This is a genomic window from Amycolatopsis sp. NPDC114505, from assembly GCF_055633615.1.
Genome location: NZ_JBVKDV010000004.1, coordinates 665,671 through 689,609 on the forward strand (window position 1 = coordinate 665,671; position 23,939 = coordinate 689,609).

The 23,939-nt window shown below is 69.3% G+C and carries 22 protein-coding genes; 10 read left to right on the forward strand and 12 right to left on the reverse strand.

The window, feature by feature from the left end; translation table 11 throughout:
- The first annotated feature begins 62 nt into the window (after window positions 1-62).
- The 5 genes from ACZ7OU_RS40840 to ACZ7OU_RS40860 are packed head-to-tail and all read left to right on the forward strand — an operon-like array spanning window position 63 to window position 8,022.
- Entirely contained in the window at window positions 63-416 is a 354-nt protein-coding gene (locus ACZ7OU_RS40840; RefSeq protein WP_470259683.1) for a pilin, read from the forward strand.
- Window positions 417-467: 51 nt separating this feature from the next.
- Window positions 468-2,609 carry a TrbL/VirB6 family protein gene (locus ACZ7OU_RS40845; protein ID WP_470259397.1) on the forward strand — a complete coding sequence of 714 codons (2,142 nt, stop codon included), beginning with the start codon at window positions 468-470 and terminating at the stop codon, window positions 2,607-2,609.
- Between the two features lie 12 nt (window positions 2,610-2,621).
- A complete protein-coding gene (locus ACZ7OU_RS40850; protein ID WP_470259398.1) occupies window positions 2,622-3,671 on the forward strand; it encodes a PrgI family protein in 1,050 nt (349 codons plus the stop codon).
- A 5-nt stretch (window positions 3,672-3,676) separates the two neighbouring features.
- Complete coding sequence (locus ACZ7OU_RS40855) at window positions 3,677-5,494, forward strand: VirB4 family type IV secretion system protein (RefSeq protein WP_470259399.1); 1,818 nt, start codon at window positions 3,677-3,679, stop codon at window positions 5,492-5,494.
- The gene (locus ACZ7OU_RS40860; RefSeq protein WP_470259400.1) at window positions 5,491-8,022 is read left to right on the forward strand and encodes a type IV secretory system conjugative DNA transfer family protein; all 2,532 of its coding nucleotides are present in this window, start codon (window positions 5,491-5,493) and stop codon (window positions 8,020-8,022) included. The genes ACZ7OU_RS40855 and ACZ7OU_RS40860 overlap by 4 nt, the downstream gene beginning before the upstream one ends.
- A 3-nt stretch (window positions 8,023-8,025) precedes the next feature.
- Here ACZ7OU_RS40860 and ACZ7OU_RS40865 read toward each other — a convergent pair whose 3' ends face one another.
- On the reverse strand, window positions 8,026-8,640 hold the full coding sequence (locus ACZ7OU_RS40865) for a hypothetical protein (RefSeq protein ID WP_470259401.1): 615 nt from the start codon (window positions 8,638-8,640) through the stop codon (window positions 8,026-8,028).
- A gap of 105 nt (window positions 8,641-8,745) precedes the next feature.
- Here ACZ7OU_RS40865 and ACZ7OU_RS40870 point away from each other — a divergent pair, with 105 nt between their 5' ends.
- The 3 genes from ACZ7OU_RS40870 to ACZ7OU_RS40880 all read left to right on the forward strand — a co-directional run bounded on the left by ACZ7OU_RS40870 (window position 8,746) and on the right by ACZ7OU_RS40880 (window position 11,612).
- The gene (locus ACZ7OU_RS40870; protein WP_470259402.1) at window positions 8,746-9,822 is read left to right on the forward strand and encodes a replication-relaxation family protein; all 1,077 of its coding nucleotides are present in this window, start codon (window positions 8,746-8,748) and stop codon (window positions 9,820-9,822) included.
- 17 nt (window positions 9,823-9,839) lie between these two features.
- Window positions 9,840-10,802 carry a C40 family peptidase gene (locus tag ACZ7OU_RS40875; protein WP_470259403.1) on the forward strand — a complete coding sequence of 321 codons (963 nt, stop codon included), beginning with the start codon at window positions 9,840-9,842 and terminating at the stop codon, window positions 10,800-10,802.
- A gap of 177 nt (window positions 10,803-10,979) precedes the next feature.
- Window positions 10,980-11,612: a MarR family transcriptional regulator gene (locus tag ACZ7OU_RS40880; RefSeq protein ID WP_470259404.1), complete on the forward strand. Its 633-nt coding sequence runs from the start codon at window positions 10,980-10,982 to the stop codon at window positions 11,610-11,612.
- A 79-nt stretch (window positions 11,613-11,691) separates the two neighbouring features.
- On the opposite strand, the gene ACZ7OU_RS40885 is transcribed toward ACZ7OU_RS40880, so the two are convergent.
- From ACZ7OU_RS40885 to ACZ7OU_RS40935, 11 genes are all read right to left on the reverse strand, one after another.
- Entirely contained in the window at window positions 11,692-12,288 is a 597-nt protein-coding gene (locus tag ACZ7OU_RS40885; RefSeq protein WP_470259405.1) for a hypothetical protein, read from the reverse strand.
- Window positions 12,289-12,336: 48 nt separating this feature from the next.
- Window positions 12,337-13,029 (reverse strand): hypothetical protein, encoded by a 693-nt coding sequence (locus tag ACZ7OU_RS40890; RefSeq protein ID WP_470259406.1) that lies wholly within the window; start codon window positions 13,027-13,029, stop codon window positions 12,337-12,339.
- Between the two features lie 73 nt (window positions 13,030-13,102).
- Window positions 13,103-14,878 (reverse strand): vWA domain-containing protein, encoded by a 1,776-nt coding sequence (locus ACZ7OU_RS40895; protein WP_470259407.1) that lies wholly within the window; start codon window positions 14,876-14,878, stop codon window positions 13,103-13,105.
- 39 nt (window positions 14,879-14,917) lie between these two features.
- A complete protein-coding gene (locus ACZ7OU_RS40900) occupies window positions 14,918-16,141 on the reverse strand; it encodes an AAA family ATPase (protein WP_470259408.1) in 1,224 nt (407 codons plus the stop codon).
- A 792-nt stretch (window positions 16,142-16,933) separates the two neighbouring features.
- Window positions 16,934-19,378, reverse strand: coding sequence for a BTAD domain-containing putative transcriptional regulator (locus ACZ7OU_RS40905; RefSeq protein WP_470259409.1), 2,445 nt, complete (start codon window positions 19,376-19,378; stop codon window positions 16,934-16,936).
- A 69-nt stretch (window positions 19,379-19,447) separates the two neighbouring features.
- Window positions 19,448-19,855 carry a hypothetical protein gene (locus ACZ7OU_RS40910; protein ID WP_470259410.1) on the reverse strand — a complete coding sequence of 136 codons (408 nt, stop codon included), beginning with the start codon at window positions 19,853-19,855 and terminating at the stop codon, window positions 19,448-19,450.
- Window positions 19,856-19,873: 18 nt separating this feature from the next.
- Window positions 19,874-20,311, reverse strand: a complete 438-nt coding sequence (locus tag ACZ7OU_RS40915) for a pilus assembly protein TadG-related protein (protein ID WP_470259411.1) — start codon at window positions 20,309-20,311, stop codon at window positions 19,874-19,876.
- The gene (locus ACZ7OU_RS40920; protein WP_470259412.1) at window positions 20,311-20,712 is read right to left on the reverse strand and encodes a TadE/TadG family type IV pilus assembly protein; all 402 of its coding nucleotides are present in this window, start codon (window positions 20,710-20,712) and stop codon (window positions 20,311-20,313) included. The genes ACZ7OU_RS40915 and ACZ7OU_RS40920 overlap by 1 nt, the downstream gene beginning before the upstream one ends.
- Before the next feature lie 53 nt (window positions 20,713-20,765).
- Window positions 20,766-21,644: a hypothetical protein gene (locus tag ACZ7OU_RS40925; RefSeq protein ID WP_470259413.1), complete on the reverse strand. Its 879-nt coding sequence runs from the start codon at window positions 21,642-21,644 to the stop codon at window positions 20,766-20,768.
- Between the two features lie 19 nt (window positions 21,645-21,663).
- Window positions 21,664-22,095 carry a TadE/TadG family type IV pilus assembly protein gene (locus tag ACZ7OU_RS40930; protein WP_470259414.1) on the reverse strand — a complete coding sequence of 144 codons (432 nt, stop codon included), beginning with the start codon at window positions 22,093-22,095 and terminating at the stop codon, window positions 21,664-21,666.
- 1 nt (window position 22,096) lies between these two features.
- Window positions 22,097-22,291 (reverse strand): hypothetical protein, encoded by a 195-nt coding sequence (locus ACZ7OU_RS40935; protein WP_395930710.1) that lies wholly within the window; start codon window positions 22,289-22,291, stop codon window positions 22,097-22,099.
- Window positions 22,292-22,481: 190 nt separating this feature from the next.
- Between ACZ7OU_RS40935 and ACZ7OU_RS40940 the strand changes: the two genes are divergently transcribed.
- Both ACZ7OU_RS40940 and ACZ7OU_RS40945 read left to right on the forward strand, forming a co-directional pair.
- A complete protein-coding gene (locus ACZ7OU_RS40940; protein WP_470259415.1) occupies window positions 22,482-23,564 on the forward strand; it encodes a tyrosine-type recombinase/integrase in 1,083 nt (360 codons plus the stop codon).
- 4 nt (window positions 23,565-23,568) lie between these two features.
- Complete coding sequence (locus ACZ7OU_RS40945; protein ID WP_470259416.1) at window positions 23,569-23,892, forward strand: helix-turn-helix domain-containing protein; 324 nt, start codon at window positions 23,569-23,571, stop codon at window positions 23,890-23,892.
- Window positions 23,893-23,939: the final 47 nt, after the last annotated feature.

Below are 23,939 nucleotides of genomic sequence, written 5' to 3' on the forward strand. Positions count from 1 at the left end.
CCGTCCGGCTGACGGCTCGTGCGGTGAGCTGCCGGCGGACTGAATTTGTGCCGGAAGCTCCGATGTCTACGCGACGACCACGTCGCCCGGTTTTGCTGCTCGGCTGCACGCTGGCCGCCGCGGCGCTGCTGCTCGGCGGGTCGACCGCGCATGCGGAGACCGTGCAATATGTCGCGCTCGCGCAGTCGGTCGACCAGGTTTTGTCGAACATCCGGACATGGATCATGGGCATCCTCGCCGGCGTCGCGCTCGTGTTCCTCACCATCGGCGGACTCCGCTACCTGATGGCCTCCAACGACCCGGGCGAAATCGAGAAAGCCAAGGGCGCGTTCAAGGCAGCCGGCATCGGGTTCGGGCTCGCCGCCCTCGCGCCGCTCGTCGTCGAAATCCTCAAGACGATCGTCGGCGGGGTGTAGCCGATGTCCGCCCCCACACCACGCCGCACGGTCGCACCCAGTGCACCAGCCTTGGCACGTCGTCCGCGGCGCGCCGTGTGGCTCGCCATCGTCGTGGCGCTGCTGGCGACCGTGCGGAGCACGGTCGCCACCAGCGCGGCCACCGCCGGTCCGCAGCACATCGCCGCGGCGCAGGTCGACCCGCCGCTGCCGCTCCCGCCCGGCGCGAGCTGCGCACCGGGTTCGGCCGAACCGGCCTGTCACCTTCCGAGCGCAAGCTCGGCGCCGTCGATTCCGGCGACGCCCTTGCCGCCGCTTACCGCGCTGCCGTCTCCGCCGCCGTGTTTCCCCGGCTCTCTTACGCCGGAGTGCGCGCCACCGGCCGACACCACCGCGCCGTGTCAGGGACCGAATTGCATCCCGCAGCCGTCCACCCTCGTCCCCGCTACGCAGCCGCCGGCGCCGGTACCGAACCTGCCGGGAGATGGCGCCGAGTGCGGACTGACCTCGCTGACCGGGTGCATGGTCGTCGCGGCTGGCGCGTTGTTCGCCGCCGTTGTCGCCGCGGGGCTCAACCCGTTGCTGGATCTGCTCGGCAAGACGCTGCTGACCACTCCCGAGCCGGACCAGCTGCCCGGCCTGGGTGCGGTCTGGACCGGCTCGTGGCACATCCTGCTCACCGCCTACGTGATCTTGGTGCTGCTGGCAGGGCTAATCATCATGAGCTACCAGACGCTGCAGGCCCGCTACGCCGTCAAGGAACTCGCGCCCCGGCTCATCGTCGGTTTCCTCGCCGGCACGCTGTCGCTGTTCTTGGTGACCAAGGGCATCCAGGTCGCCAACGCGCTGTCGGCCGCGGTGCTGGGCGAGGGCACCGATCCGGCGCAGATGACCGGCAGCCTGATCACGATGGTGCAGGGCTCCCTGCACGGCGGCGGCATCTTCCTCGGCATCCTCGGGCTGGGCCTGGTGGCGATGCTGCTGGTCCTGCTCGTCGTGTTCGTCGTGCGGGTGATCGTAACGATCCTGCTGATCGCCGCCGCACCGATCGCGCTGATGCTCCACGCGCTCCCCCACACCGAAGGCATCGCCTACCTCTGGTGGAAAGGCTGCGGCGGCGTATTGGCCATCCAAGTCGGACAGTCGCTGACGCTCGTGGTCACGGTGAAAGTCTTCTTCGCCCCGGGCGGGTTCACGATCTTCGGGCCGAGCATCTCCGCGCTGATGAACCTGCTGCTGTGCATCGCGCTGATGTACGTGCTGATCAAAATACCGTTCTGGTTCCTCGCCCCGCTGCGCTCCGGACGCCCCTCGATGCTCGGACGGATCGCGCGCGGCGTCATCGCCTACAAGTCGATGGGTCTGCTTGCCGGCGCGGGCGCAGCCGGCAGCCGCGGCACCTCGCGCGCACGCATCGGTGGGTCGAGCGCACTGCCGGATCCGCCGGCGACGCGGTCCGGGCAGTTCATGCTGCCGATGAAACTGCGCCGCACCACCAGCGCGGCCCGAACCTCACGCCGAGGATGGGACGAACTCCCCCGCGCCGGCGCGCTCGACGGAACGCCCGTCCCGGGCCAGCTGTCACTGTTCACCAGCCGAACCGGCGACTCGACGATCCGGGCGAACCCTCGTGCACTGCCGCTGAAGGATCTGCCGAACCCGCTGCCCGCGGACCAGCGCGGCTTGCCGATGACCGTGCGCCGCGATCCCGACCGAACCCCGCGACGCTCGCTGGCCGACGACCTCGCCGCACCGACGCCGACCACGCGCCCACCGCGGCAACCGGGACTGCTGACGCCGGACGGACGGGTCAGCCGCAACGCGCGACCGCCCGCGAAGCTGCCCAACGCGCTGATCGCGCCGAGCGCGGGCATGCTGCCGATCCACCTGCCACCACAGACTCCGCGGCACACGCGACGCAGCCTCGCCGACGAGCCCAGCAGGACCATCCGCACGCCGCAGACCGGGCCAGGCCTGATCACGCCGTCGGGGCAGATCAACCGCGCGGCCCGCGCTCACCGTCGTCTTGCGCCCGACGCGTTCAGCGGCAACCGGCCACTCGCATCCGGGCAGTACCCCCTCCCGCTCGGCCTCCGGCGCCAGCCGAAACCCCAGCACCCGACACCGCCGGCGTCGGTGCGGAAGCCGGTCGGCACGCAGTTGCCCCTGCCGCTGGACCTGCCGCCGCGACGCCGCCGTCCCAAGTCGAAGTGAGGTAGCGAGGTCATGTCCCGTCCCGTGCGCATTCCCGCCGACGTCGACCGCCCCGACCGCGTGCTCGGCCCGCTCACCGCGCGGCAGCTGGCGATCCTCGGCGTCACAGGCCTCCTGCTCTACGCCCTCTACGGCGCCACCCGCACCGTGCTCCCGGTGCCGCTGTTCCTGCTCGTCACGGCCCCGATCGGGCTCGCGGTCACGGTGCTCACGCTCGGCCGCCGCGACGGCGTTCCCCTCGACCAGCTGGTGCTGGCCGCGCTGCGCCAGCGCCTCACCCCGCGCCGCCAGGTGTCGGCCCCGGAGGGCGTCCGGCCGGTGCCAGCATGGCTCGCCGGGGAGCACACGCGAGACGACGTGGCGCCGATGCCGCTGGAGCTGCCCGCGCGCGGTGTCGAGGACGGGGTCACCGCCGGCGTCGTCGATCTGGGGGCCGACGGGCTCGCGGTGATCGCCGCGTGCTCGACGGTCAACTTCTCCCTGCGGACCCCCGCCGAGCAGGAGGCACTCGTCAGCTCGTTCGCGCGGTACCTGCACTCGTTGACCGCGCCGGTGCAGTTCCTGGTTCGGGCCGAACGGCTCGACCTCGCCCCGCAGATCGACGAGCTGCGCGCCCGGGCGGGCGGACTCCCCCACCCCGCGCTCGAATCCGCCGCCCACGACCACGCGAACTTTCTCGCCGAGCTCGGCCGGCACGCGGACTTGCTGCGGCGCCAGGTGCTGCTTGTGCTGCGCGAACCGACACGGTCGCCGGTCACGGGCAGTATCACCTCGACCGTGCGGCGCCTCCGGAGCCAACCCGACGCCATCCCGGTCGATCACGGCGCGCGCCAGGCCGCCGAACAGCGGCTCGCCCGCCGCCTCGCCGAAGCGGTCGAGCTGCTGACCACGGCCGGGATCGCCGTCACCGCCCTCGACGCCTCCACTGCAACCGGCGTGCTGGCCGCGGCCTGCAACCCCGACACCTTCCTCCCGCCCTCGGCTGCGCTGGCCGGCGCCGACGACATCGTCACCGCCGCTTCGCTGACCGACCTCTACGACGACGACAGCGAAGGCAGGTAAGCGCGATGTCCCGCACCCAGCACCCGGGTTCCGCTGCGGCGTTTACGCCGGACTCGCTGTCGATCGGCGCACGGCACCTGGAGGTCGGCAACGAGTGGGTCGCCTCCTTCGGCGTCACCGGCTACCCGCAGGAGGTCTACCCCGGCTGGCTCGCCCCGCTGCTGACCTACCCCGCCCGGCTCGACGTCTCCGTCCACGTCCAGCCGGTCGACCCCGTCACCGCGGCCAGCGGCCTGAAGAAGCAACGCGCCCGGCTGGAATCCTCGCGCCGCCACCACGCGCGCCACGACCAGCTCGACGACCCCGACCTCGACGCCGCGGCCGACGACGCCGCCGACCTGTCCCGGCGGATCGCCCGCGGCGAAGGCCGGCTCTTCAAGTTCGGCCTCTACCTCACCATCCACGCACCCGAAGAGCAGGCGCTCGCCGAGGAGGTGTCGACGCTGCGGTCGTTGTGCGCCTCGTTGCTGCTGGACGCCAAACCCGCGACTTACCGGTCGCTGCAGGGGTGGGTCACCACGTTGCCGCTCGGGCTGGACTCGCTAGGTCTGAAAAGGACGTTCGACACCGCCGCCGCGTCCGCCGCGTTTCCCTTCACATCACCCGACCTGCCCGCAGTCGATCCGACGTCGACCTCGCCCAGCGGCGTGCTCTACGGCTACAACGTCGGCTCCCAGGGCCTGGTGCACTGGGACCGATTCGCCTGCGACAACCACAACTCCGTCGTCCTCGGCCGGTCAGGCTCGGGCAAGTCCTACCTGGTCAAGCTGGAGACGTTGCGGAGCCTGTACCGGAATATCCAGGCGTTCGTCATCGATCCCGAGGATGAGTACACCCGCCTCGCCGAGCAGGTCGGCGGTGCCTACGTCCACCTCGGCGCTGGAGGTGTCCGGCTTAACCCCTTCGACCTGCCCATTCACATCACCGCCTCCGGACGGCGAACCGCCCCGCAGGACGCGCTGAACCGGCGTGCGCTGTTCCTGCACACCGTGCTCGCCGTGTGTCTGGGCGCCGAGCTGGCCGCCGGCGAACGCGCCGTACTCGACACCGCGATCCTCGCGACCTACGCGAACGCCGGCATCACCGACGACTCGCGCACCTGGACGCGGCCTGCGCCGTTGATGCGGGACCTGCGCGACACCCTCGCGGCCACCTGCGATGTCGTAGCCACGGACCTCGCCGCTCGGCTGCACCCGTTCGTCGACGGCGCCTTCGCCGACCTGTTCGCCGGGCCCACCACCACGACACCCGAGGGACACCTCGTCGTGTTCTCCCTGCGGGACCTGCCCGACGAGCTCAAGGCGATCGGCACCTTGCTGACGCTGGATGCGATCTGGCGGCGAGTATCGAACCCCGCCGACCGTCGCCGGCGGCTGGTGGTCGTCGACGAGGCGTGGCTGCTGATGCAGTCACCGGAAGGCGCGAAGTTCCTGCACCGGATGGCAAAGACCTTCCGCAAGCACTGGGCCGGGCTTACCGTCGCCAGCCAGGACATCGAAGACTTCCTGCGCAGCGACCTCGGCCGCGCGATCGTGGCCAACGCCGCCACCTCCGTGCTGCTGCGCCAGTCCCCGCAAGCGATCGACCAGATCGCGGCGACCTTCAACCTCTCCGAAGGCCAACGCCAGTTCCTGCTCACCGCCGAGCGTGGGCAAGGTCTGCTCGGCTCCGGCACCGAATGGGTCGCCTTCCAAGCCCTCGCCTCGCCGACGGAAAACGTCCTCATCACCACCGACCCCGCTGAACTCGCCGAGATCGCCCAGGACTTCGGCGACCCCGCGATGGACGACGTCGTCGACCTCGGCCCGGAGGTCGCCTCGTGATCCGGAACGAGGGATGGGTCGGCGGATACCTGACCGATCCGTGGGGCGCGGTGCACCGGCTGCTCGCCGGCGTCATCGACGAGGCGGTGAGCTGGACACCGATCGTCCTTCCGGTGCTCGCGCTCATCGCGGCGGGCCAGGCCGTTGGTCGGCGCTGGTGGCGGAGCCGGTGCCACGCCGCGCTGCTCGCCGACGCGCGGTGCGTCACTGTGCTCGCGCCGCCCACCGTCGATCCCGCCGGAGGCGTCCTGCTGTGGTCCAACCTCGTCGGCCTGCTCCGCCCGAGCTGGCGACGCTGGTTCACCGGCCAGCCGCACCTCGCGTGGGAATACCGATTCTCCGAACACGGCGTCACCCTGCAGCTGTGGGTCCCGGGCGTGATCCCGCCGGGCCTGGTCGAGCGCGCGGTCGAAGCTGCGTGGCCGGGCTGCCACACCCGGACCATTGCGGCCGAGCCGCCGCTGCACGAAGCCAGTACCGGCCGACGGCCGGTCACGGTCGGCGGCCAGCTGCGACTCGCGCGACCCGAAGCGCTGCCGATCCGCACAGGGTTCGACGCCGACCCGATCCGCGGCCTGCTCGGCGCCCCGGTCGGCCTCGGCCGCGACGAATACGCCAGCGTGCAGATCCTCGCCCGACCGGCCACCGGCCGGCGAGTCAGCCGAGCACGCCGCGCCGCGCGCCGCGTCCACGCCGGCGCGTCCGGTCGGCTCGGCGGTCGCGTCCTCGACCTGCTCACGCCGGGCGCGTCGGCAGCTCGTTCGGGGCGGTCACGTGATGCGCAGCGGATCAGCCGGGATCCGCAGCTGTCGCTGGAGTACTCCGCGCAGAACCGGGCGATCGTCAGCAAGCAGCGTGGCTCGCAGTACGAGGCCGTCGTCCGCTACGCCGTCACCACCCATCTCCCGGCCGACGCCGCCGACGCCGACGTCCGGCGGACCCGGGACACCGCTCGCGGCCGTGCGCACGCTCTCGCCGCGAGCTTCGCCGCCTACACCGAGCACAACCACTTCCACCGCGTCCGCCTGCTCCACCCAGCTCAAGCCCTCGGCACTCGACGCCTTCATCGCGGCGATCTGCTCTCCGTGCCGGAGCTGGCCGCGCTCGCCCACTTGCCGGTCGACGCCGAGATCCCGGGCATCGAGCGCGCCGGCGCCAAGGCCGTCTCGCCACCGCCGGGCGTCGCGGTGCCCGGGCCCGAGGTCAAGCCGCTCGGCGTCGCCGACAGCGGCCACGCCCGCCCGGTCGGGCTGCGCGTGCCCGACGCCCGCCACCACCTGCATGTGCTCGGCGCCACCGGCTCCGGGAAGTCGACGCTGCTCGGGAACCTGATCCTCGATGAAGCGGACGCCGGCCGCGGCATCGTGCTCATCGATCCCAAGGGCGACCTCGTCACCGACGTCCTCTCCCGGCTCCCGCGCGAGTCCGCGGACCGCGTCGTGCTCTTCGACGCGGATTCTCGACAGCGGCCACCGTGCCTCAATCCGCTCGAGGGTGGTGAGACCGACCGCGAGGTCGACAACCTCGTGTCGGTGTTCCGCCGCGTGTACTCCGCGTTCTGGGGTCCGCGGACCGATGACCTCATGCGCGCCGCCTGCCTGACCCTACGTGCCCAGGAGGGCGTGCCCACGCTCGCCGACCTGCCCAAGCTGCTGACCAGCGAGGCCTTCCGGACGCGGATCACCTCCGGGCTGACCGACCCGGTGCTCGCCGGGTTCTGGGAGTGGTACGACGAGCTCACCGACTCCAGCCGCAGCCAGGTCATATCCCCGCTGATGAACAAGCTCCGCGCCTTCCTACTGCGACCGTTCGTCAAGGACGCCATCGCCGGCGGCCGATCCACCGTCGACATGAGCCAGGTTCTCGATAACGGCGGGATCTGCCTAGTCCGGATTCCGAAAGGTTCGCTGGGGGACGAGACGACCCGGCTCGTCGGGTCCTTGGTCGTTGCCCGGACCTGGCAGGCGACCACCGGCCGGGCCCGCGTTCCGCAGCGCGAGCGCCCGGACGCGTCGCTGGTGATCGACGAGTGCCACAACTTCCTCAACCTGCCCTACCCGATCGAGGACATGCTCGCCGAAGCCCGCGGGTTCCGGCTGGCGATGACGCTCGCGCACCAGCACCTCGGACAGCTCCCCCGCGAGCTCAAGGAAGGCATCTCGACCAACGCGAGGTCGAAGATCTTCTTCAACGCCTCCCCCGAGGACGCCCGTGAACTCGCCCGCCACACCGCGCCGCGGCTGTCCGAACACGACCTCGCCCACCTCGGCGTCTACCACGTCGGTGCCCGGCTCGTCGTCAACGGCGCCGAAACCGAACCGTTCACCATGATCACCTCACCGATGCGACCCGCCGTGCCCGGGCGAGCCAAGGAGATCCGGTCAGCTCTGCACTGCGTCGATAGGTCCGAGGAGAGTTTCCATCGATCTGCGCTCAAAACAGTGTCACCGAACGGAAGACCAGTCAACGACGACGATCACATAAAGATGGCTCGAACACATCACATCGACCCTCGCCGGATCCAGTAGCAATCAGGTTGCAACAACTCTTGCAAGGTAACGTCGATCCAGCAACGGGAATACAACAAATGGCGCCACCGCCAAAAAAACAGCTAACACAGCCCATAAAGAACCCAAGCTACTGCCGTCTCGCATCAATAAACGCCCAAGGAACGACAGCGCGACAAATATCATGAAAAAGCTAGCAGGCAACAACATCCAGGGATGAAGCACATGACTCGGCTTACCCTTGCCAGGACGACCGAAGGAACGAGGATCTCTGCCATATAAGCGCATCCTCTGGATTCTTCGCTCCTTCTGGCCGAGATCAAGTCTTCTCCACTCATCAACCAGAACTCCACCCGCCTCGCGGATAGCCCTGACGCCCCAGTAGTTCGAAAACAAGCACGACTCGTTGCAAATCATCCCAAGGAGGCTTATAGCAAGCAGGGCCACGGTGCCAGCAGCGGGATACGGGAGCTTGTCAGCGTTGGACACCAACACGGTGATCGACCCAATCAAGAAACCATTCAGCGTCATTAACCAAGTAACCCGCTGTGAGATCAAGTCGTGTTCGAACTTCACTCGCTCAGCAAATAACTCCTCAAGCGGCTTGCCGGACGGAGACAACGCGTCGTTGATGGTCATGATTCGATCATATTTTCACGATCATCCAACCTCAATAACCTTCCCCCTTCTGCCGGATTATCGACACTCTGGATCCGGCGATCGCTAAACTGAACGGAGCAACTGGTGATCACTGTGACCAGTCGGCAGCACATGCTTCGCCAGTGCCGTTCCGGCGGAACCATCACGCGTGCAGCCAACTCGGTGGAACATCAAGCCGCACTCGCCGCGCGCCTCACTGCCCGGGACAAATGGCTCCTGGCCCTGCTCTTCGAGCACCGCGTCCTGACCTCCGCCCAGATCCAGAACGCCGCGTTCCCCTCCAGCCGCTCGACCCGCCAGCGCTTGCGTGAGCTGTACCTCTGGCGCGCTGTCAGCCGGTTTCAGCCCTTCCGGCAGCTGGGCTCCGCGCCGATGCACTACGTCCTCGGACCCGCTGGCGCGGCCGTCCTGGCCGCCGAGCACGGCCTGGAGGTCAAGGACCTCGGCTACCGGCACGACCGCGCGATGGCGATCGCCCACAACCAGCGTCTCGCCCACACCGTCGGCGTCGGCGACTTCTTTACATCCCTGATCGCGCGCAGCCGACGGCGTGACCCTGTTCGGAGTGGTGAGGGGGTCACGGCGTGGTGGTCGGAGAGCCGCTGTGCCCGCCACTTCGGCGACCTCGTCATTCCGGACGCCTACGGCCGCTGGTCCAGTGCCGCCGGTGAGCTGGAGTTCTTCCTCGAGTACGACACCGGCAGCGAGTCGCTGACCAAGGTCTCCCGCAAGTTGCTCGCCTACGCCCGGCTCGCGGACTCCACCGGCATCGCCACCCCGGTGCTGTTCTGGCTGCCGACCAGCCGCCGCGAGGCCGGCGCCCGTTCCGCGCTCGCCCGCATCCACGCCGACCTCGACCAGACCGCCGACGTCCCCGTCGCCACCGCAGCCACCGACCTCCTCGACTCGGGCGCACCGTGCCCGAGTCCGGCCGACAAAATCTGGCTCCCGCTCAACGCGAGGTCCTCGAAGCGAACTTCGCCGCGGTACGCACTGGGCGAGCTGACGCGCGCCTGGCCGAACCTTGCCCCGGCGGCGACCTCCGAGCCCGACGAAGCGAGCTACTCGACGTCCGGCCAGGCCGTTGCCTACCGGCTGCCGCCACCTTCGTCCATCCCGCCGGACACCACACCCAGCCGAACTCGCCGTCCCGGGTCCTGATCACGCGCGGAGGACTCATGGGATCGAAGATCGCCATCGGCGTTGTCGTCGTGCTCGCGACGTTGCCGGTGCTGCTCGGAGCCGTACCGCAGGCCGTCGTCACCGCGCTCACCGGGACCGGGAGCACAACCTGCACACCCAGCGGGAGAACTGCCGGCACTGTCCCTGGCTTCGGGCCCGACCAGCTCGCCAACGCCGCAATCATCACCTCTACCGGCAAGCAGCTGCAGGTCCCCGAGCCCGGGTGGGTCATCGCGGTCGCGGTCGCCATCCAGGAATCCACCCTGCGCAACCTCGACCACGGCGACCGCGACAGCCTCGGCCTCTTCCAGCAACGCCCATCCCAAGGCTGGGGCACCCCCGAACAGATCATGGACCCGACCTACGCCGCGACGCAGTTCTACCGGCACCTGCAGGCTGTATCCGGCTGGCAGCAGATAAGCCTCAATGACGCGGCCCAGGCCGTCCAGCGGTCCGGCACGCCGGACGCGTTCGGGCAACACCAGTCGACCGCGGAGGCGATCGTGGCCGCGGTCGCCGGAGTGGCCTGCGAGCACACCGGTGCCGGGGACTGCGCGAACATCGCCGCGCCGACCCCTGCCGCGCTCACGGCCATCAACTACGCCTGCGGACAACGCGGCTTGCCGTACGTGTGGGGCGGCAACGGCCCGCTGGACGGCGACGCCGGATTCGACTGCAGCGGCCTGACCCGCGCCTCCTACGGCGCCGCGGGCATCCCATTGCCGCGGACCTCGCGCGAGCAGTACGCCACCGGACCGCACGTACCCGCCGGCGCACCGCTGTTGCCCGGCGACCTCGTCTTCTACGCCACCGCCGGGCGCGTCCACCACGTCGGCCTGTACATCGGCGGCGGCAACATGATCGACGCCCCCGACTTCGGACAGACCGTCAAGGTGGAGCCCTACCGACACCCCGGCGACGACTACGTCGGCGCGACCAGGCCAACCACAACCCGTTGAGGCGTCCGCGTAAGCACTTCTGGGCGATACATGTGTCTTGTTTGGACGATGGCTTGACATGAAGGGGTTGACGGAGCGTCCATAGACATGTAGCCCGAACCACTGGATGCGCACCGGCGGGCGACCGCCCCGGCCGGGGCATGACCATCCACCGCATCTTCCGAGACGGAGCTCGTCATGCCCGAAACCCAGAACCTGTTGTCGAACGACACCAAACCCGAGACCGCGGAAGCGAAGGTACGCCACACGCTCGAAGCCAACCCCGGCACGACAACCGCGAACCTCGCCAAAACTGCCGGAGTTGGACGCTCAACGGCTTCGAAGCTCCTTTCCCGCTGGGCCAAGGAAGGACTGGTCATCCGAACCACCGGCGACGACCAGTCAGTCCCCGTCACGTGGACGCTGCGCGACGAACAGAACGACGACGCTGCCGCCGAAGTCGCAGCAACCGGTGAAGACGTTGCCCCCATGGAAGATCAGAAGAGCGACGCTCCCGCCGGAGACGTCGAGGAACGAGAAGCGGATCCCTCGCCATCGCCTGCCGTCGGCGTCAGCGCTGTCTCCGACCCGGCACCCTCCGGGGACCCGACGGCCGACACACCGAACAAGGAGCGACTGCCGAAGGGCGCGCTTTACGAGCTGGTAAGGGAGTTCCTGCAGGCCCGTCCTGGCGAAGAGTTCGGACCCGCCAAGATCGGCACTGAGTTGGTCCGCTCCAGCGGCGCGGTGAACAACGCCCTGGAGAAGCTCGTCACCAACGGACTGGCGACAAAAACGTGCGAGGCACCCAAGCGCTTCACCTCCACCTGACCGTCAGCTCAACCAAACGGGGGCGGATCACCATCATGGTGATCCGCCCCCGTTGGTACTGGAACCCCGACAGGGAAGGTCAGTGTGTCGCCTGCTGGTTCACCTCAGCCGGATGGGTAAATACGCACTCGTCGTCGCAGTTCTGCGCGCCAGCAGTCGCAATGAACGGACAGTCGCCTCGGTGGGCTTTGGTGAAGGTGACACTACCGTCAGGGCGCTCGAGTATGTGCAGCGCGCCGCCATGGTGGTACGCCCAAACGACGTCGTCCGGGTCGATGCGCTTCTCGCCATCGAAGCCGTAGGTCGTGGCCAGCAAGGCACTGATCGCGCCGTGGACATGGGGTGAAATGATCTGAGTGGTCGGCGGAGCAGCGAGTATTTCGGCGGCCCTACTGAGAAGACGCTCGGTCAGCGGGCCGAGAGCGGTGGCAGCGTGGACGTCTGCGCTCGGTAGCGGCGTGTCGTGCCACCAGTTGCTGGGAGCATCGGCGGCGAGGCTTGTCCACGTCATTTGGTCGCTGAGTACCTCGGCGACAGCGAAGCTCTGGTTGATGTAGTAGTCGCGCTCGACGCGCGCGCGGAGCGTGCGTCCGGCGAACTCGACGACGCGAGTGTGGTGGTAACTGGTGGCGGTAGCGCCGGTGGCTTCATCGCGTTCGGTCATCGAGGCATCCATCGTGATCTCCTCCATATTGGTGTGACATGCTGTTCTTTCGAAGTTCTTTTAGGTCGTCGTGGTCGAGGCGAAACCCAGTAGCCGAGCCAACTCTGGTGCGATCACGGCAGCGCGATCACAAGGGACGAAGAACGACATCTCCACGTACGGCGAACGAGTGTTCAACTGGATGCGCGATTGCCCGTCGTCGAGTCGGCACGAGGTGACGCTCGGCGGCCCGGGCACGAGACGCACTGGCCCGCCGAACTCTTGCGCCAGGTCGAGCGCGGCTGCGCGTTCTTGCGCCAGTCGCTCACGGCGTCGGGCGTTGCGTGCCCGGATGCGGTCAGCCCAGTACCGGTAAGTGGGAAGCACGTCCTCTTCGAGGCGGTCGGCCACTTCCTTGATCGGTGTGCGAGTCTCCACGACCAACGGGCGTGGGCGATAGTCTCTGGGCATGAACCAGCCCGGCGGGTACTTCAGACGAGGGTGGTGGACGTACCCGGCAGGCTCGACCCACCCGGTCGCGAATTCGTCCTCGTCATACGGCAACACGGGTTCGATGGTGTACGCCCACGGCCGCCAGTTCCTTACCGGATCAATGCGAAGGGCATCAACTGCCGGGCCGAGGAGCACCATGCAGCCGTACAAGCTGGTCACGTAGCCGGAGTTGCGCACATAGGTCACCAGGCCCCACGACCCATCCAGCTCGGACGTCAAATCGAGTACTGCGCCGGTGATCCATTCTTGGCGGGTAACCATGTTCTGTTCGCCTTTCCGTTGATGTTCGAGTAGTCAGCGGTGTGGAGGTACACAGGTGCAGCGCCCGACGCGCCTACCGGCGAGCGGTCGCGCGCAATGCCGTGGTCGCGGCGTAGCCGATGGCGCGGGCAGCGGCAGCCGGGTCGGTCAGCACGTGGACGATGGCCCCATCGAGCGGGGTGTCGGTGTCGCTGGTGGTCAGCCACAGCACCGCGCACCCGGACGCGCGCAACCGGTCGAGCTTCCTCTGCCCGTCATGGCGGGGATCGGCGCGGAAGTTGCCGTCGGACACGATGACCACCAGCCGGGCCGCGCCCGGGCGGGACAGGCCGAGGGACCCGTCGAGGGCATCCAGCGCCCGGGGGATGTCCTCGTAGTTGTCGTTGGAGCGGAACTCGGTGACCTCGGCCGGCGGCTTGCCCGGGCGGGTCAGCGGGCGCACGTGGTGCCCGAAGATCACGCTCGCGCTGTCTGCGGGCACCCGAGTGTGCCGGGCGGCGTTGGCCAGGATCCAGGCCGCCGAGGCAACGTGAGCGCGCGCCCAGCCCATCGAGCCGGACACGTCACACGCGATCCCGACCCGCAGCGGCGGCACCGTGACCGGTGTCCGGATGGTGCGGGTGAACGGCTCGGCGGTCACCACGGCCCCAGCGGCACGCTGGGCTTCGGCGGCACGCACACCCCGCATCCGCAGCCGTCCCGGCGGTACCTCCGAGGTGGAGCGCACGGCGACGCGTTCGCGGGTTCCGGCGGTGTCCAGCGCCCGCGCGAGCACCCGCGCAGCCGTGCACTCTTCGGGTGTGGGCGGCCGGGTGCCCGTCGTCCTGGTGTCGCCGCCACGGGGGCCGCCGGTGCCGAACACCCGCCGCGCCACCGCCCCCGCCTTTCGTTCGGCGGCGTCGTCGCGTTCCTTTTCGGCGGCAGCGACGGCGGCAGGGTCCTGGGGTGCCGTCTCCCCTGCGACGTTCGCCGCCACCCCACCCAGCACGGCGGCAATAGCGTCCGCCAACGGCGACGGGACGGCCGGGGTACCGGGTGCGGACGGGCCGCCGGGCGAGGCCGGGGTGCCGGACGAGGCGGGTTGCGTGGCCGGGTCCGGGCTGGTCGGGTCGGTGCTGAGGATCTCGCACCACTGCCGCCCGAGTTCGAGCATTTCCTCGCCCGCGTCGTCGGCGGTCCGCAGCGCCTGCCGCCATACCGCCCGCAGCTTGCCGAACACCTCCGCGCCGAGCACGTCCTCGACCACCCGGGCGACAGGGGCGACCTCGGCGCGGGTGAGCACTCCGCCGTCCGCGCGTCCCAGCAGGAGCGCGGCGGTGTGTGCGGCGTCGGCGGGGGTCATCTTCGGGGCGGTGGCGGGGTCGGCGTAGAGGTGCAGGTCGGTCGCAACGATGCCCTTCACACATGCGCGCAGCCAGTGCCGGTCGTCCGGGCGGCGGCGGATGTGCGCCGCTTCCATCCGGGGCTCTTCCAGCAGCATCGCGGCGACGACGGCGGGCAGGGCGTCGTCCGGGGGTTCCCACGCGGTGTGTTTGGCGTGTCCGCATTCGTGGGTGAGGGCACCCCATGCCGGGGCGTAGCGGGCGCGGTCAGACAGGTTGGCCGGGTCCACGGTGGCGGGGTCCACGCCGAGGTGTTCGCCGTCGACTTCGATCACGGCGCGGCTGGGGTAAAAGCACGCGGGGGCGCCTCCGCCCGCGCCGGGGGCGACGGTGACCACGAGGTCGTCGCGGTCAGCGAGCACGGGGACCTCGTCGGCGAACGCGGCGGACAGGGTCAGCCACTCCGGGCGCGCGGGGAACACGGCGGCACCGGTGGCGGTCGGGTCGGTGATGAAGTGGGCGCTCATGACGAAGTCCTTTCGCGACGGTTGGCTGGTCGTGACGGTTCAGGGTTTGGTGGGGATGCGGGCACCGAGGGCGAGCGGGGCGACGGTGCGGCCGAACACGTCGCGCACTACGGCGGCGACGGTCGCCCGGTCCTCTTCCGGCGCGATCCCGACCAGGTTTCCGGCGGCGGCGTCGAGGTCCCACGCGTCGGCGAGCTTCTTGAACGCCAGCAGCTCCCGCAGCTGGGGCGCCCAGCCGATCTCGCCCTTTTCCTGCCGGGTCGCGAGGTTGCGGGCCACCCGCACGGCTTTCTTGTCCACTCCCAGTTGTTCGGCGAGGGCGTAGTCGCTGGAGACCTGGATGTGTACGGAGAAGCGGGAGGAGAGGGCGTCGGTGAGGATGGCCCCGTGGACGCCGGGGTTGTGTCCGGCGACGACGTAGAACCCGGTTGCGGCGGTGACGACTTCGCCACCGTTGGCCTTGATCAGGATTTCGCGGCGTCCGTCCATCGCGGGGTAGACCACGGCGAGCACGGTCGGCGGGATCAGGGTCGCGTCGTCGATGAACAGCGGCACCCCGGCGCGCATCGCGCGGACCAGCGGCCCGTGGACGAACACGAAGTCGCCGTCGGGGGTTTTGGTGTAGTCGCCCACGAGGTCGGCGACCACGGTGTCGCCGTCGCCCTGCACGGTGAGGCAGTCGTTGAACGCCGCCTCCACCACCGAAGTTTTTCCAGTGCCGGGTGGGCCGTACAGCAGGGCGGCGACCCCGGCGTCGCGCAGCCGCGCCAGTGCGGTCACGTCCGGCATGCCGGACAGCAGCCGGGGGTGGTAGTCCATGCCGTTCGGACGTTTGACCGGTCCGGTGATCGTGCGCGCCGGTCGGGTGGTGGTGCTGCCCGTCGTGGATGGAGCGGGGCTGGTCGGGGGCGCGGTGGGTGTTTTCGGGCGTGGCGCGCGGGGTGTGCGGGGTGGCGCGGGGGTGATGGCGGGCGCGGCGGCGGCCGCCGTGGTCGGCGTTGCCCGGTAGCTCAGTGGTGCGGCGGCGGCGAGTTCGGCTTCTCCCCGGTCGGCGAGTGCTTTGCAGGCGTTGCCGACGGCGCCGGATGAGCGGTTCAGGGTGGCCGCGATACCGCCCGGAGTGTGAATGGTTCCGGGGTTGTCGGCCAGGACTTTGGCGACCATGGCGCGGAGTTCGCCGTTGCGGAGCCGGGTCGCCGTCCCGCCTGCCGGGGTGGTCGGCCCGGTGGTGGGTGCCGTGACGGGCGGGGTGGGCGTGGTCATCGCGGGTACTCCTTTCCAAGTGGATGGCGCGGATGATGCGGCGGATCAGAATGATTCGTCGCGTTTCTTATTGATTTCCGGATTCACCGGGTGACACAACAAAAGTAACTCGATAAACCAGCCGCGCGCAATCCTTTTCCACACCCCATTCGGGTGACGAATTCTGATCCAAATAGAAGAATCTCAAGCATTCCCACCGAACCGTTTGTGCAGGCCGCAGCACTGAGCAGCCGCCGACTAGTCCGCACACGAAGAGGAATGTCCATTTCATTTGAAATAAAACTAAGAAAGAGATGACTGTAGACACGAGGTGAGATAGCCGGCGGAGCTGGACCGTGGTGACCTGATCACAGGAGCGGGATCGACGGGGCGGGCCTGATGTGCTTACCTGCTTGTCTCCAAGCGAGTCTGGGATATCAGCGGATCCCCGCATGTAGGCCCTGACCTGCCCATACCCGCACACGCGGAGGATCCGCCTTAGACGGTCCACGGAACGCCAGCCCGATCGGCACCCGGGTGGGCACTCCCGGCGGCGGGCGGTCGCGCGAAAGGCGGATCCTCTGGACGGCCGGTTCCAGCGAATGGGTCGATCAGAGGGTCGATGCGGCGCTGCGTCGGCCCATGGGAAGCGTTGCGGAACCTCGACGGCGACGCAGGGAATGATGTCGACTCTGAACGGAAACACCGGGAGACTTTTCTGCGCGATGACTATCAGTGCGTCGACATTAACATCCGTCGCGGCTGCTCAGCTATTTCAGCGTAGAGGTACTTTTACTGCGTCGACACGATGTTTCAGTCTTTCGGACTTGCTATTCCGACGTGGAGTTCTTGTAGGCGCTCAGCGAGCTCGATTGTCGCGGCAGTCGGTGTTTCGTCAATCTCGGCGAGGCGTGCTTCGAGCAGGCGCAGCGTCCTGGCTATCGCGTCGTGCCGGCCGAGGTTGTGTTCGAGTCGCATGATGTCGCGGTAGAGCAGCTCGTTGTGCGGGTCGACGTCCCGCGCCGATTCCAGAAGCTCCAGCGTGGACTCGGGATCGCTCTGGACCCTGGCGCGGGCCAGGGCGGCGACGGCGTCGAGGGCGTCGCGGCGGACGCCTTCCCGTAGCGCGGTGAGCCATTCGGCTTCGACGCCGGCAGCCAGCTCGCCTCCGTAGCTGGCGACGATCGCGGCGTGGACCGCGGCACGCTGGTGGTCGTCAGTTGTAGTGCGGCGGCGGGCGAGCGCGCCGGCGAACGCCCAGTAGTCGACCTCGACGACCGCGGGGTCGAGGCGATACCGGCCGTGCTGGACGACCACGAGTTCGCTGATGTGGGGCGTTGTGGCTTTGTCGATGGTGCTGCGGAGGCGGGACAGGACGGTGCGCAGCACGGCAGCCGGATCCCGCGCTGGGCGGTGAGCCCACAGGCTGTCGATGATCGCCGCCCGCGGAACGCCCTCCGGATGCAGCGCCAGGTAGATCAGCAGCTCCCACAGCCGCCGCGACAGGCTGCCGGTGACTTCGACGACGTCCTCCGGGCGTGTGACGTCCGGTCGCCATGACAACGTCGGCTGCCCGAACACCGACAGCATCAGCGGCGTCGCCACGTCGCGCTGTGCTTCGGTGGTAGGTGCCGTCACCGGCTCGGGTGCTGCTTCGAGCTGGTCAGGTGCTGGAGGGCCTGCGATCTCCAACTCGTGGCTGGACCCGACCGCGGGCTCGGGCTGTTCGTCCCGAACGCCGTGTGCGGCGTCGAAGAGGGTGAACAGCTCGCGGGTCGCGGATTCGGGGAGGGAAAAGGCTCGCCGGCCGCGCATCGGCTCCCCCGGGCCTGGTGACGTCGCGGTGATCACGCCCGCGGCGTCCACATAGACCGTGACGCCGGGATGCCATTGGCCGAGCAGGAGCACGGTCGTGCCAATGTCGCCTTCGGCGAGGACGTGCTGCAGCCGTGCGCGATCGGGCTCACCTGTCGGCGCGCCCGCTAGGAGGATCCTGCGGACGCTCTCCGGCGTGCTGTCGAGGCGTGCGAGCGCGGACGCGAGGTCATCGACGACGTGGACGCCGTCCGGCAGGTCGGCGCCGTTGTCCGGCAGGCCGAGCAAGCTACGCAGATCCGGAGCCGGCGCGACGACCTGCGGGCCGCGGGTGGAGGTCATGGCCGTGAGCAGCAGCGCGCGGGCCGCGGCGTGGCTGCCGGGTCCGATGAGACCGAGGCCGTGCGTCGCCGCGAGGTCGAGAGCCAGTTCGGCGGCGACCTCATCGACGACGTCACTCAGCTCAAGCGTCGCATCCGGCTCGGCAACGTCGCCGTCTACTTCCCCGCTGGCCGGATCGGCCTCGTCGAGTCCGGCCTGGGCGTGCTGGTGTGCCAGCTGCAGCTGGTAGACCACTGGGGCGGCGGGCAGGTCGTCGCCGCGCTGACCGCTGCCGGGCCGGTAGCCGGCGCGCTGCCGTCGTCGGGCGACCAGCAGCGCCGTGCTGACCGCGCCCGCCAGCCCGAGACCGACGTACACGCCAGGTCCCCAAGCCGAGCCAGGGCCGGGAGAAGCGGCGGGACTCATAATCGGGCTCGGCGGGGAGACCGTCACGGGCTTCGCCGGAGGCGGTGGTCGCAGTTGCAGTGGTTTCGGCTGGACGGGCCTGGTGGCCGGCGGCAGGCGGACCTGGTCGCCGGGATGAATCAGGCTGGGCGAGGTCAGCTTGCGACCGCCGGGCTGGGTGCGCTGTGTGTTCAAGCGCCAGATCTCCGGCCACCGGTTGCCGTCGTCGAGACGGCGCTGCGCGATCCGGTACAGCGAATCATGAACACCGTCGCGTGGCGGACGCACCAGCTCGACATCCTCCGGCACGCCATCGACAACCGACGCCGCGGTGGCCGACGTAGTCACGCCGGGCTGGACCGCGCTGCTTCCGCCGGATGCGGCGAGGGCGGTGCGGCTGAGGAACGACACCACAACGGTGGTGATGAGCACCGCGGCGATCCGGCGGAGCGGGCTGCCGCGCCGGGCGAGCTCCGGCCGGCCGGCGGCGAGGACGAGCTCCCGTACACACCTGAACAGTTCGACGATGAACGCGCCCCACAGCAGCCACGCGCCGCACGCGAGCACGTGGAGCAGCAGACTCGTCGACAGCGGGCCCGCCAGCACCTCGCCGACCTCTGCCGTCGTCGGCAGATGATCTGGGAGGGGCCAGCCGATGAACCGCGCCAGCACCCACGGCAGCCCGGCACACAGCCCGGACAGCAGCGTGAACGCCACGCCGGCCTGCAGCAGCCGTCGCGCGCCGCGCAGGACCGCACGATGTGTTGGCACCACAGCGTCCCCGGCTCAGCTTCGCTGGCCCTGCGCAATCGGGGGCTGCGTACCCAGCGCTAACGGCCCAGGGCGGGGTTCCGGCGGTGCGGGTGCTGGCGAGGTCCCGGGCTGGGTGTCTGGTTTCGGGCGGCGGCTTCCGGGCGGGCGACCGCGCCGCGCGCGGGGTTTGCCGGCGGTGAGCCACCTGGTGAGGTCGGCAGCCGGCACGTCGGTGAACTCGGCCAGCTCGTCGACGCCGACGACGTCCGCCGCCGCGGCGAGCACGGTGCCGAGCTTCCGTTCGACCTCGGCCAATTCGTCGGCCAGCGTGGCACGGCGGTGTGCGAGCTCGCCGACCTCGCGGGCTGCGGCCGTCCTCCTGGCGCTCTTGTCCGCGTCGGCCTTCTCGACACGGCGCTCGATCTCATCGGTCGTGATCATGCTCTTCTCCTTCGAGGGTTATGGCTCGAGCGCGGTGATGCCGCGCTGGGGGTGGGCGGCGCCGTTGCCGTGGGCGCTGATCGTCGGGATGCCGATGAGTGAGAGCAGCTGCGTGGGCTGGCTGGTTGTGACGGTGACGGTCACGGTGTCGGTCGTGGCCGTCACGGTGCCGGTGGCGCCGATGCCGGCGAGGTACCGGCGGGCGAGTTCGTCGGCGTCTGCTGGTACCAGCCGCAGCGCGCCGGTGGCCCGGTACGCGGCGAGGTCGATCGCCTGTGCGCCGGCGCGGGCGGCGGATTCGGCTTGGCCATGAGCGCGGACTTTGGCGGCGAGCGCGAGGCCGCCGTCCAGCCCGAGACCGGCCAGCGCCAGGAGACCGACCGTCAACACGACGACGAAGGCGGTGACGCGGCCTTCGTCGGCGCGCCACCACGCCGCGCGGCGGCGGGCGTCCATCACGCGCCTCCGGCGGCGGGTTGGGAGCGGTAAGTATCGATGACTTCGCTGGCCGTGGCGCTGAGCGTCCGAGTGCCGGGGACGCCCAAGATCAGTGCTTGGCCGAAGTCGACGGTGCAGCGGACGCTGACGACGACGGTGCTACCCGGGCTCGCCGAGGTGCTCGTGCTGACCGCCGCGTCGCGGCAATCCAGCCCGGCATGTGCCAGCGCCGAGGTGGCGGTCGCGTCCGCCGCGGTGCCGGCGGCCGCTCGGGTGCGCTGCAGGCTCGCCGCCCGTGCGGCCTGGTGTGCGGCGTCGTCCAGCCGCAGCCGTGCGTCGACGCCGCGGTGGACGACCACGGCGACGAACACCAGCAGCATGACCAGCACCGGCGCGACCAGCACTGCTTCGGCAGTCACCGATCCGCACTCGGCTCGCCACCAGCGGGCCGCCCGGCCGGGCTGCGTGGCGGTCACCGGCTCGGCTCCGCGGACACCGGCTCCCACGGGAATGGGCCGGCTCCGGTCAGGTCGCGGGCGGCGGTGACGTACGCGAACACGGACCTCGGCAGCTCCGCCGCGGCGTCGACCGTCGCGCGGAGAGAGGCGGTGTGCAGCTCGGCGTGGACGACGCTGGTGCGCTCGACGAGGTCGGCGTGGCGGAGCTTGGCGTCCCATTCGCGGGTGAGCGTGACGCAGCCCTGGAGGTGGAAGAGCAGCTCGCCGAGCTGGGTGTCGAACTCGGTGATCGCCGTCGCGGTCGCCGACGCGAGGCCGGTCTCCCCCGGTGCCGCCGCGAGCGCGGTGTGCCGACGCGCGGTGCGTGTGCGGGTCAGACGGGTCAGTGCCTCCCAGACGGCTTCGTGGGCTCGGCGGGGCAGGTCGGGGTCCAGCCAGTCGCGTGCGGTGCTGTCGTGGAGTTCGCCGATGAGATCGATCAGAAGGCCGGCCGTCTGGTGAGCCGTGTCGCCGAGGTCGGCGAAATCGTCGCTCCGGTAGAAGAACTTGCCGGGCGAGCGTTCGAGACGGCATCGGTGTCCATGCGGATGCTGGTGATCGGTGGTCAGGCAGGCCGCGGTGATGACCGCATCGCAGAGGCCGCTCAGCAGCAGCGCGATGGCGCTGGCGATCATGAGTGCGCCCGCGAGGGTCCGCGTGACGTCGGTCCCCAGCGCCAAGGCGAGCGTCAGCAGCCCAGCGACGCAACGAATCGAGCAGGACCGGAGGAGGAACTCGCGAACGACCTCGTGTCGCCAGCGTTTCTCCGTGAGTGCGGGATTCCACAGCATGATGTCGGGACCGTCGGCGAAGTCGCCGGCGGCCACCGGATCCGGCTTTTCCAGCAATGGCATGGTTTCTTCCCCTCTTCGGTCAGGCGTCGGGAATGAACCTTTCGACCTCGCCTGCGGTTTCGGCGTGCACGTGCAGGTGCACACCGGGCAGGACGGCGACGATCTCGCCCTGCACGCTCACTGACGCTGAGGTCGCGGTGCGCGTCACCGCGACGTGCGAGGACCGCAGCGGCCCCTGGGCGAGGTCGTCGAGCAGGCGTTGGGCGGCGGCGTGGCCGGCCGCGGCGGTGCCGTCCTGAGTGCGGGCCGCGGCGAGCCCTTCGGCGGACGCGGCTTGGGCGATGTGGGTCGCGTGGGACCAGAGCGCGAACTGGATTATTGCCAGCAGCGCTAGCAGAAGCAGCGGGGTGGCGATCACCAGCTCGACGGTGACTTCCCCCCGCTCCCCCGCCAACGCTCGCCGGACTCGTCGCCGGACCTCGGCGAGACAACCACGTGAAGTGGAGGTCATGTCAGCTGCCGAGGTCGATGCTGTTGGCTTTCGCGGTCAGCTTGGCAGCGATGATCGCGATCAACGCGATGGCCAGCACCGCCATCAACGCAGTGACGATGACCGTGGTGGTGATCTCGCCGCGACTGTTGTCCCTACGCAGCAGCAGGATCCGCGCGGCGAGGATGGTCCAGAGGGTTCGGCAGTAGGTCAGCATGGGTGTCTCCTGTGGACGGTGTGTCTGAACTGCTTCGAGTTCGTTGAGCGCGCCCGCCTGCTGGCAGGGCGTTGTTCCTGGTAGACCCCGGTTCACTCGTTGGCGTGAAGATCTCGACGAAGTGTCCAGATTCCTGACGAACTGCCGATGTTCTCGACGTATCTTGGCGTCGGATGAACCGAGGTATCCAATGGCCTTGACGGTGGTGCGCTCGCTGGGCAGCGCTCGGCGCCCGCGGACTGCGCAAGAGCTGGAAGACTTCGAGCAGGAACTGGTCGACCAGTTCGCACTGGCCCTTGCAGGCTCGGGCGTCAGCGACGGCGTGGTGGCTTCGGACAGGTCGGCGGTCTTCCAGTTCCTCAAGTTTGTCGGGCGTCCACCGTGGACCGTGCAGACCGAGGACGCCGACCGCTTCCTTGCCGCGCAACGGAAGCGCGGCCTCGCCAGATCCACCATCTACCAAAAGGCTGTTCGACTGGCCGTCTTCTTCGACTTCCTGATCACTCGCTATCAGGGCGACATCCACGCTCTGACCGGCTACGTCGTCACACAGCCGATCGACGAGTTCAACCGGCCCAGAAGCACCGAACATGGCATCCTGCGAATCCCGCCGGCCGAGGACGAGGTGGACACCCTGTTCTCGGCATGGCGGGACAGCCTGCCGGAGACCCGCAAGTTCCTGCCCGCAGCCCGAGACTACTTCGCAGCGTCGTTGTGGCGCAGGGTCGGCCTGCGGATCAGCGAGTCCGCGATGCTGGACATCCGCGACTGGCGACCAGATCTCGGCGAACACGGCAAGCTTCACGTGCGCTTCGGCAAAGGCAGCAAAGGCCACGGTCCGAAGACCCGGCTGGTGCCCGCCATCAACTCCGTCGACGCGCTGATCGAGTGGTGGCTGACCGACGTGCGACACCAGTTCGGCGACGACTGGGCAGACCCCGACGCGCCGCTGCTGCCCAGCGAGCGCCGCGACCGCAACACCGGACGGTGTATGCGCGCGGGCCCGAATGCCTTGCGCGCCGGGTTCGTCGACGCCGTGCAACTGTGGTTGCCATCCTGGGTAGGACGTCTGACCCCGCACGTACTGCGGCATTTCTGCGCCTCGGCGCTTTATGCCCGGGGCATGGATCTCAAAGCCATTCAGGAACTGCTCGGGCACGAATGGCTGTCCACCACGACCCGCTACATCCATGTCCATGACGAGCACGTCGAACGAGCGTGGGCGGCCGCCAATGACCGTGTCGCCGCCCGGCTCAACGGTAAGGAGGAATGATCCGATGCGCTGGAACCTGCGCATGAAAGCAGCCGAGGCGGGCATCTGGAAGTCCACAGAGATGCGCCGTCGACTGGCAGAGGCGGGTATGGAGGTCAGCGCCGGGAAGATGTCGGCCCTGTGGACGGGCACACCCACCACCATCCGGCTCGACGACCTCGAGGTCATCTGCTCGGTGCTGGAATGCCAGCCCACGGAGCTGCTCATCTGCGAGCCGGAGAAAGTGGCCGCGCGCAAGCCGAAGAAAGCCGCCGAAACGACCGGGGCGGGCGGGCCACCGGTCATCAAGCCGCGGCTTGGCCGACACCGCAGCATCCCACCGGCATGAGCCGCGTTCGGCGGTGTGAGCACTGCGGCGTCAACCCCATCGCCTAT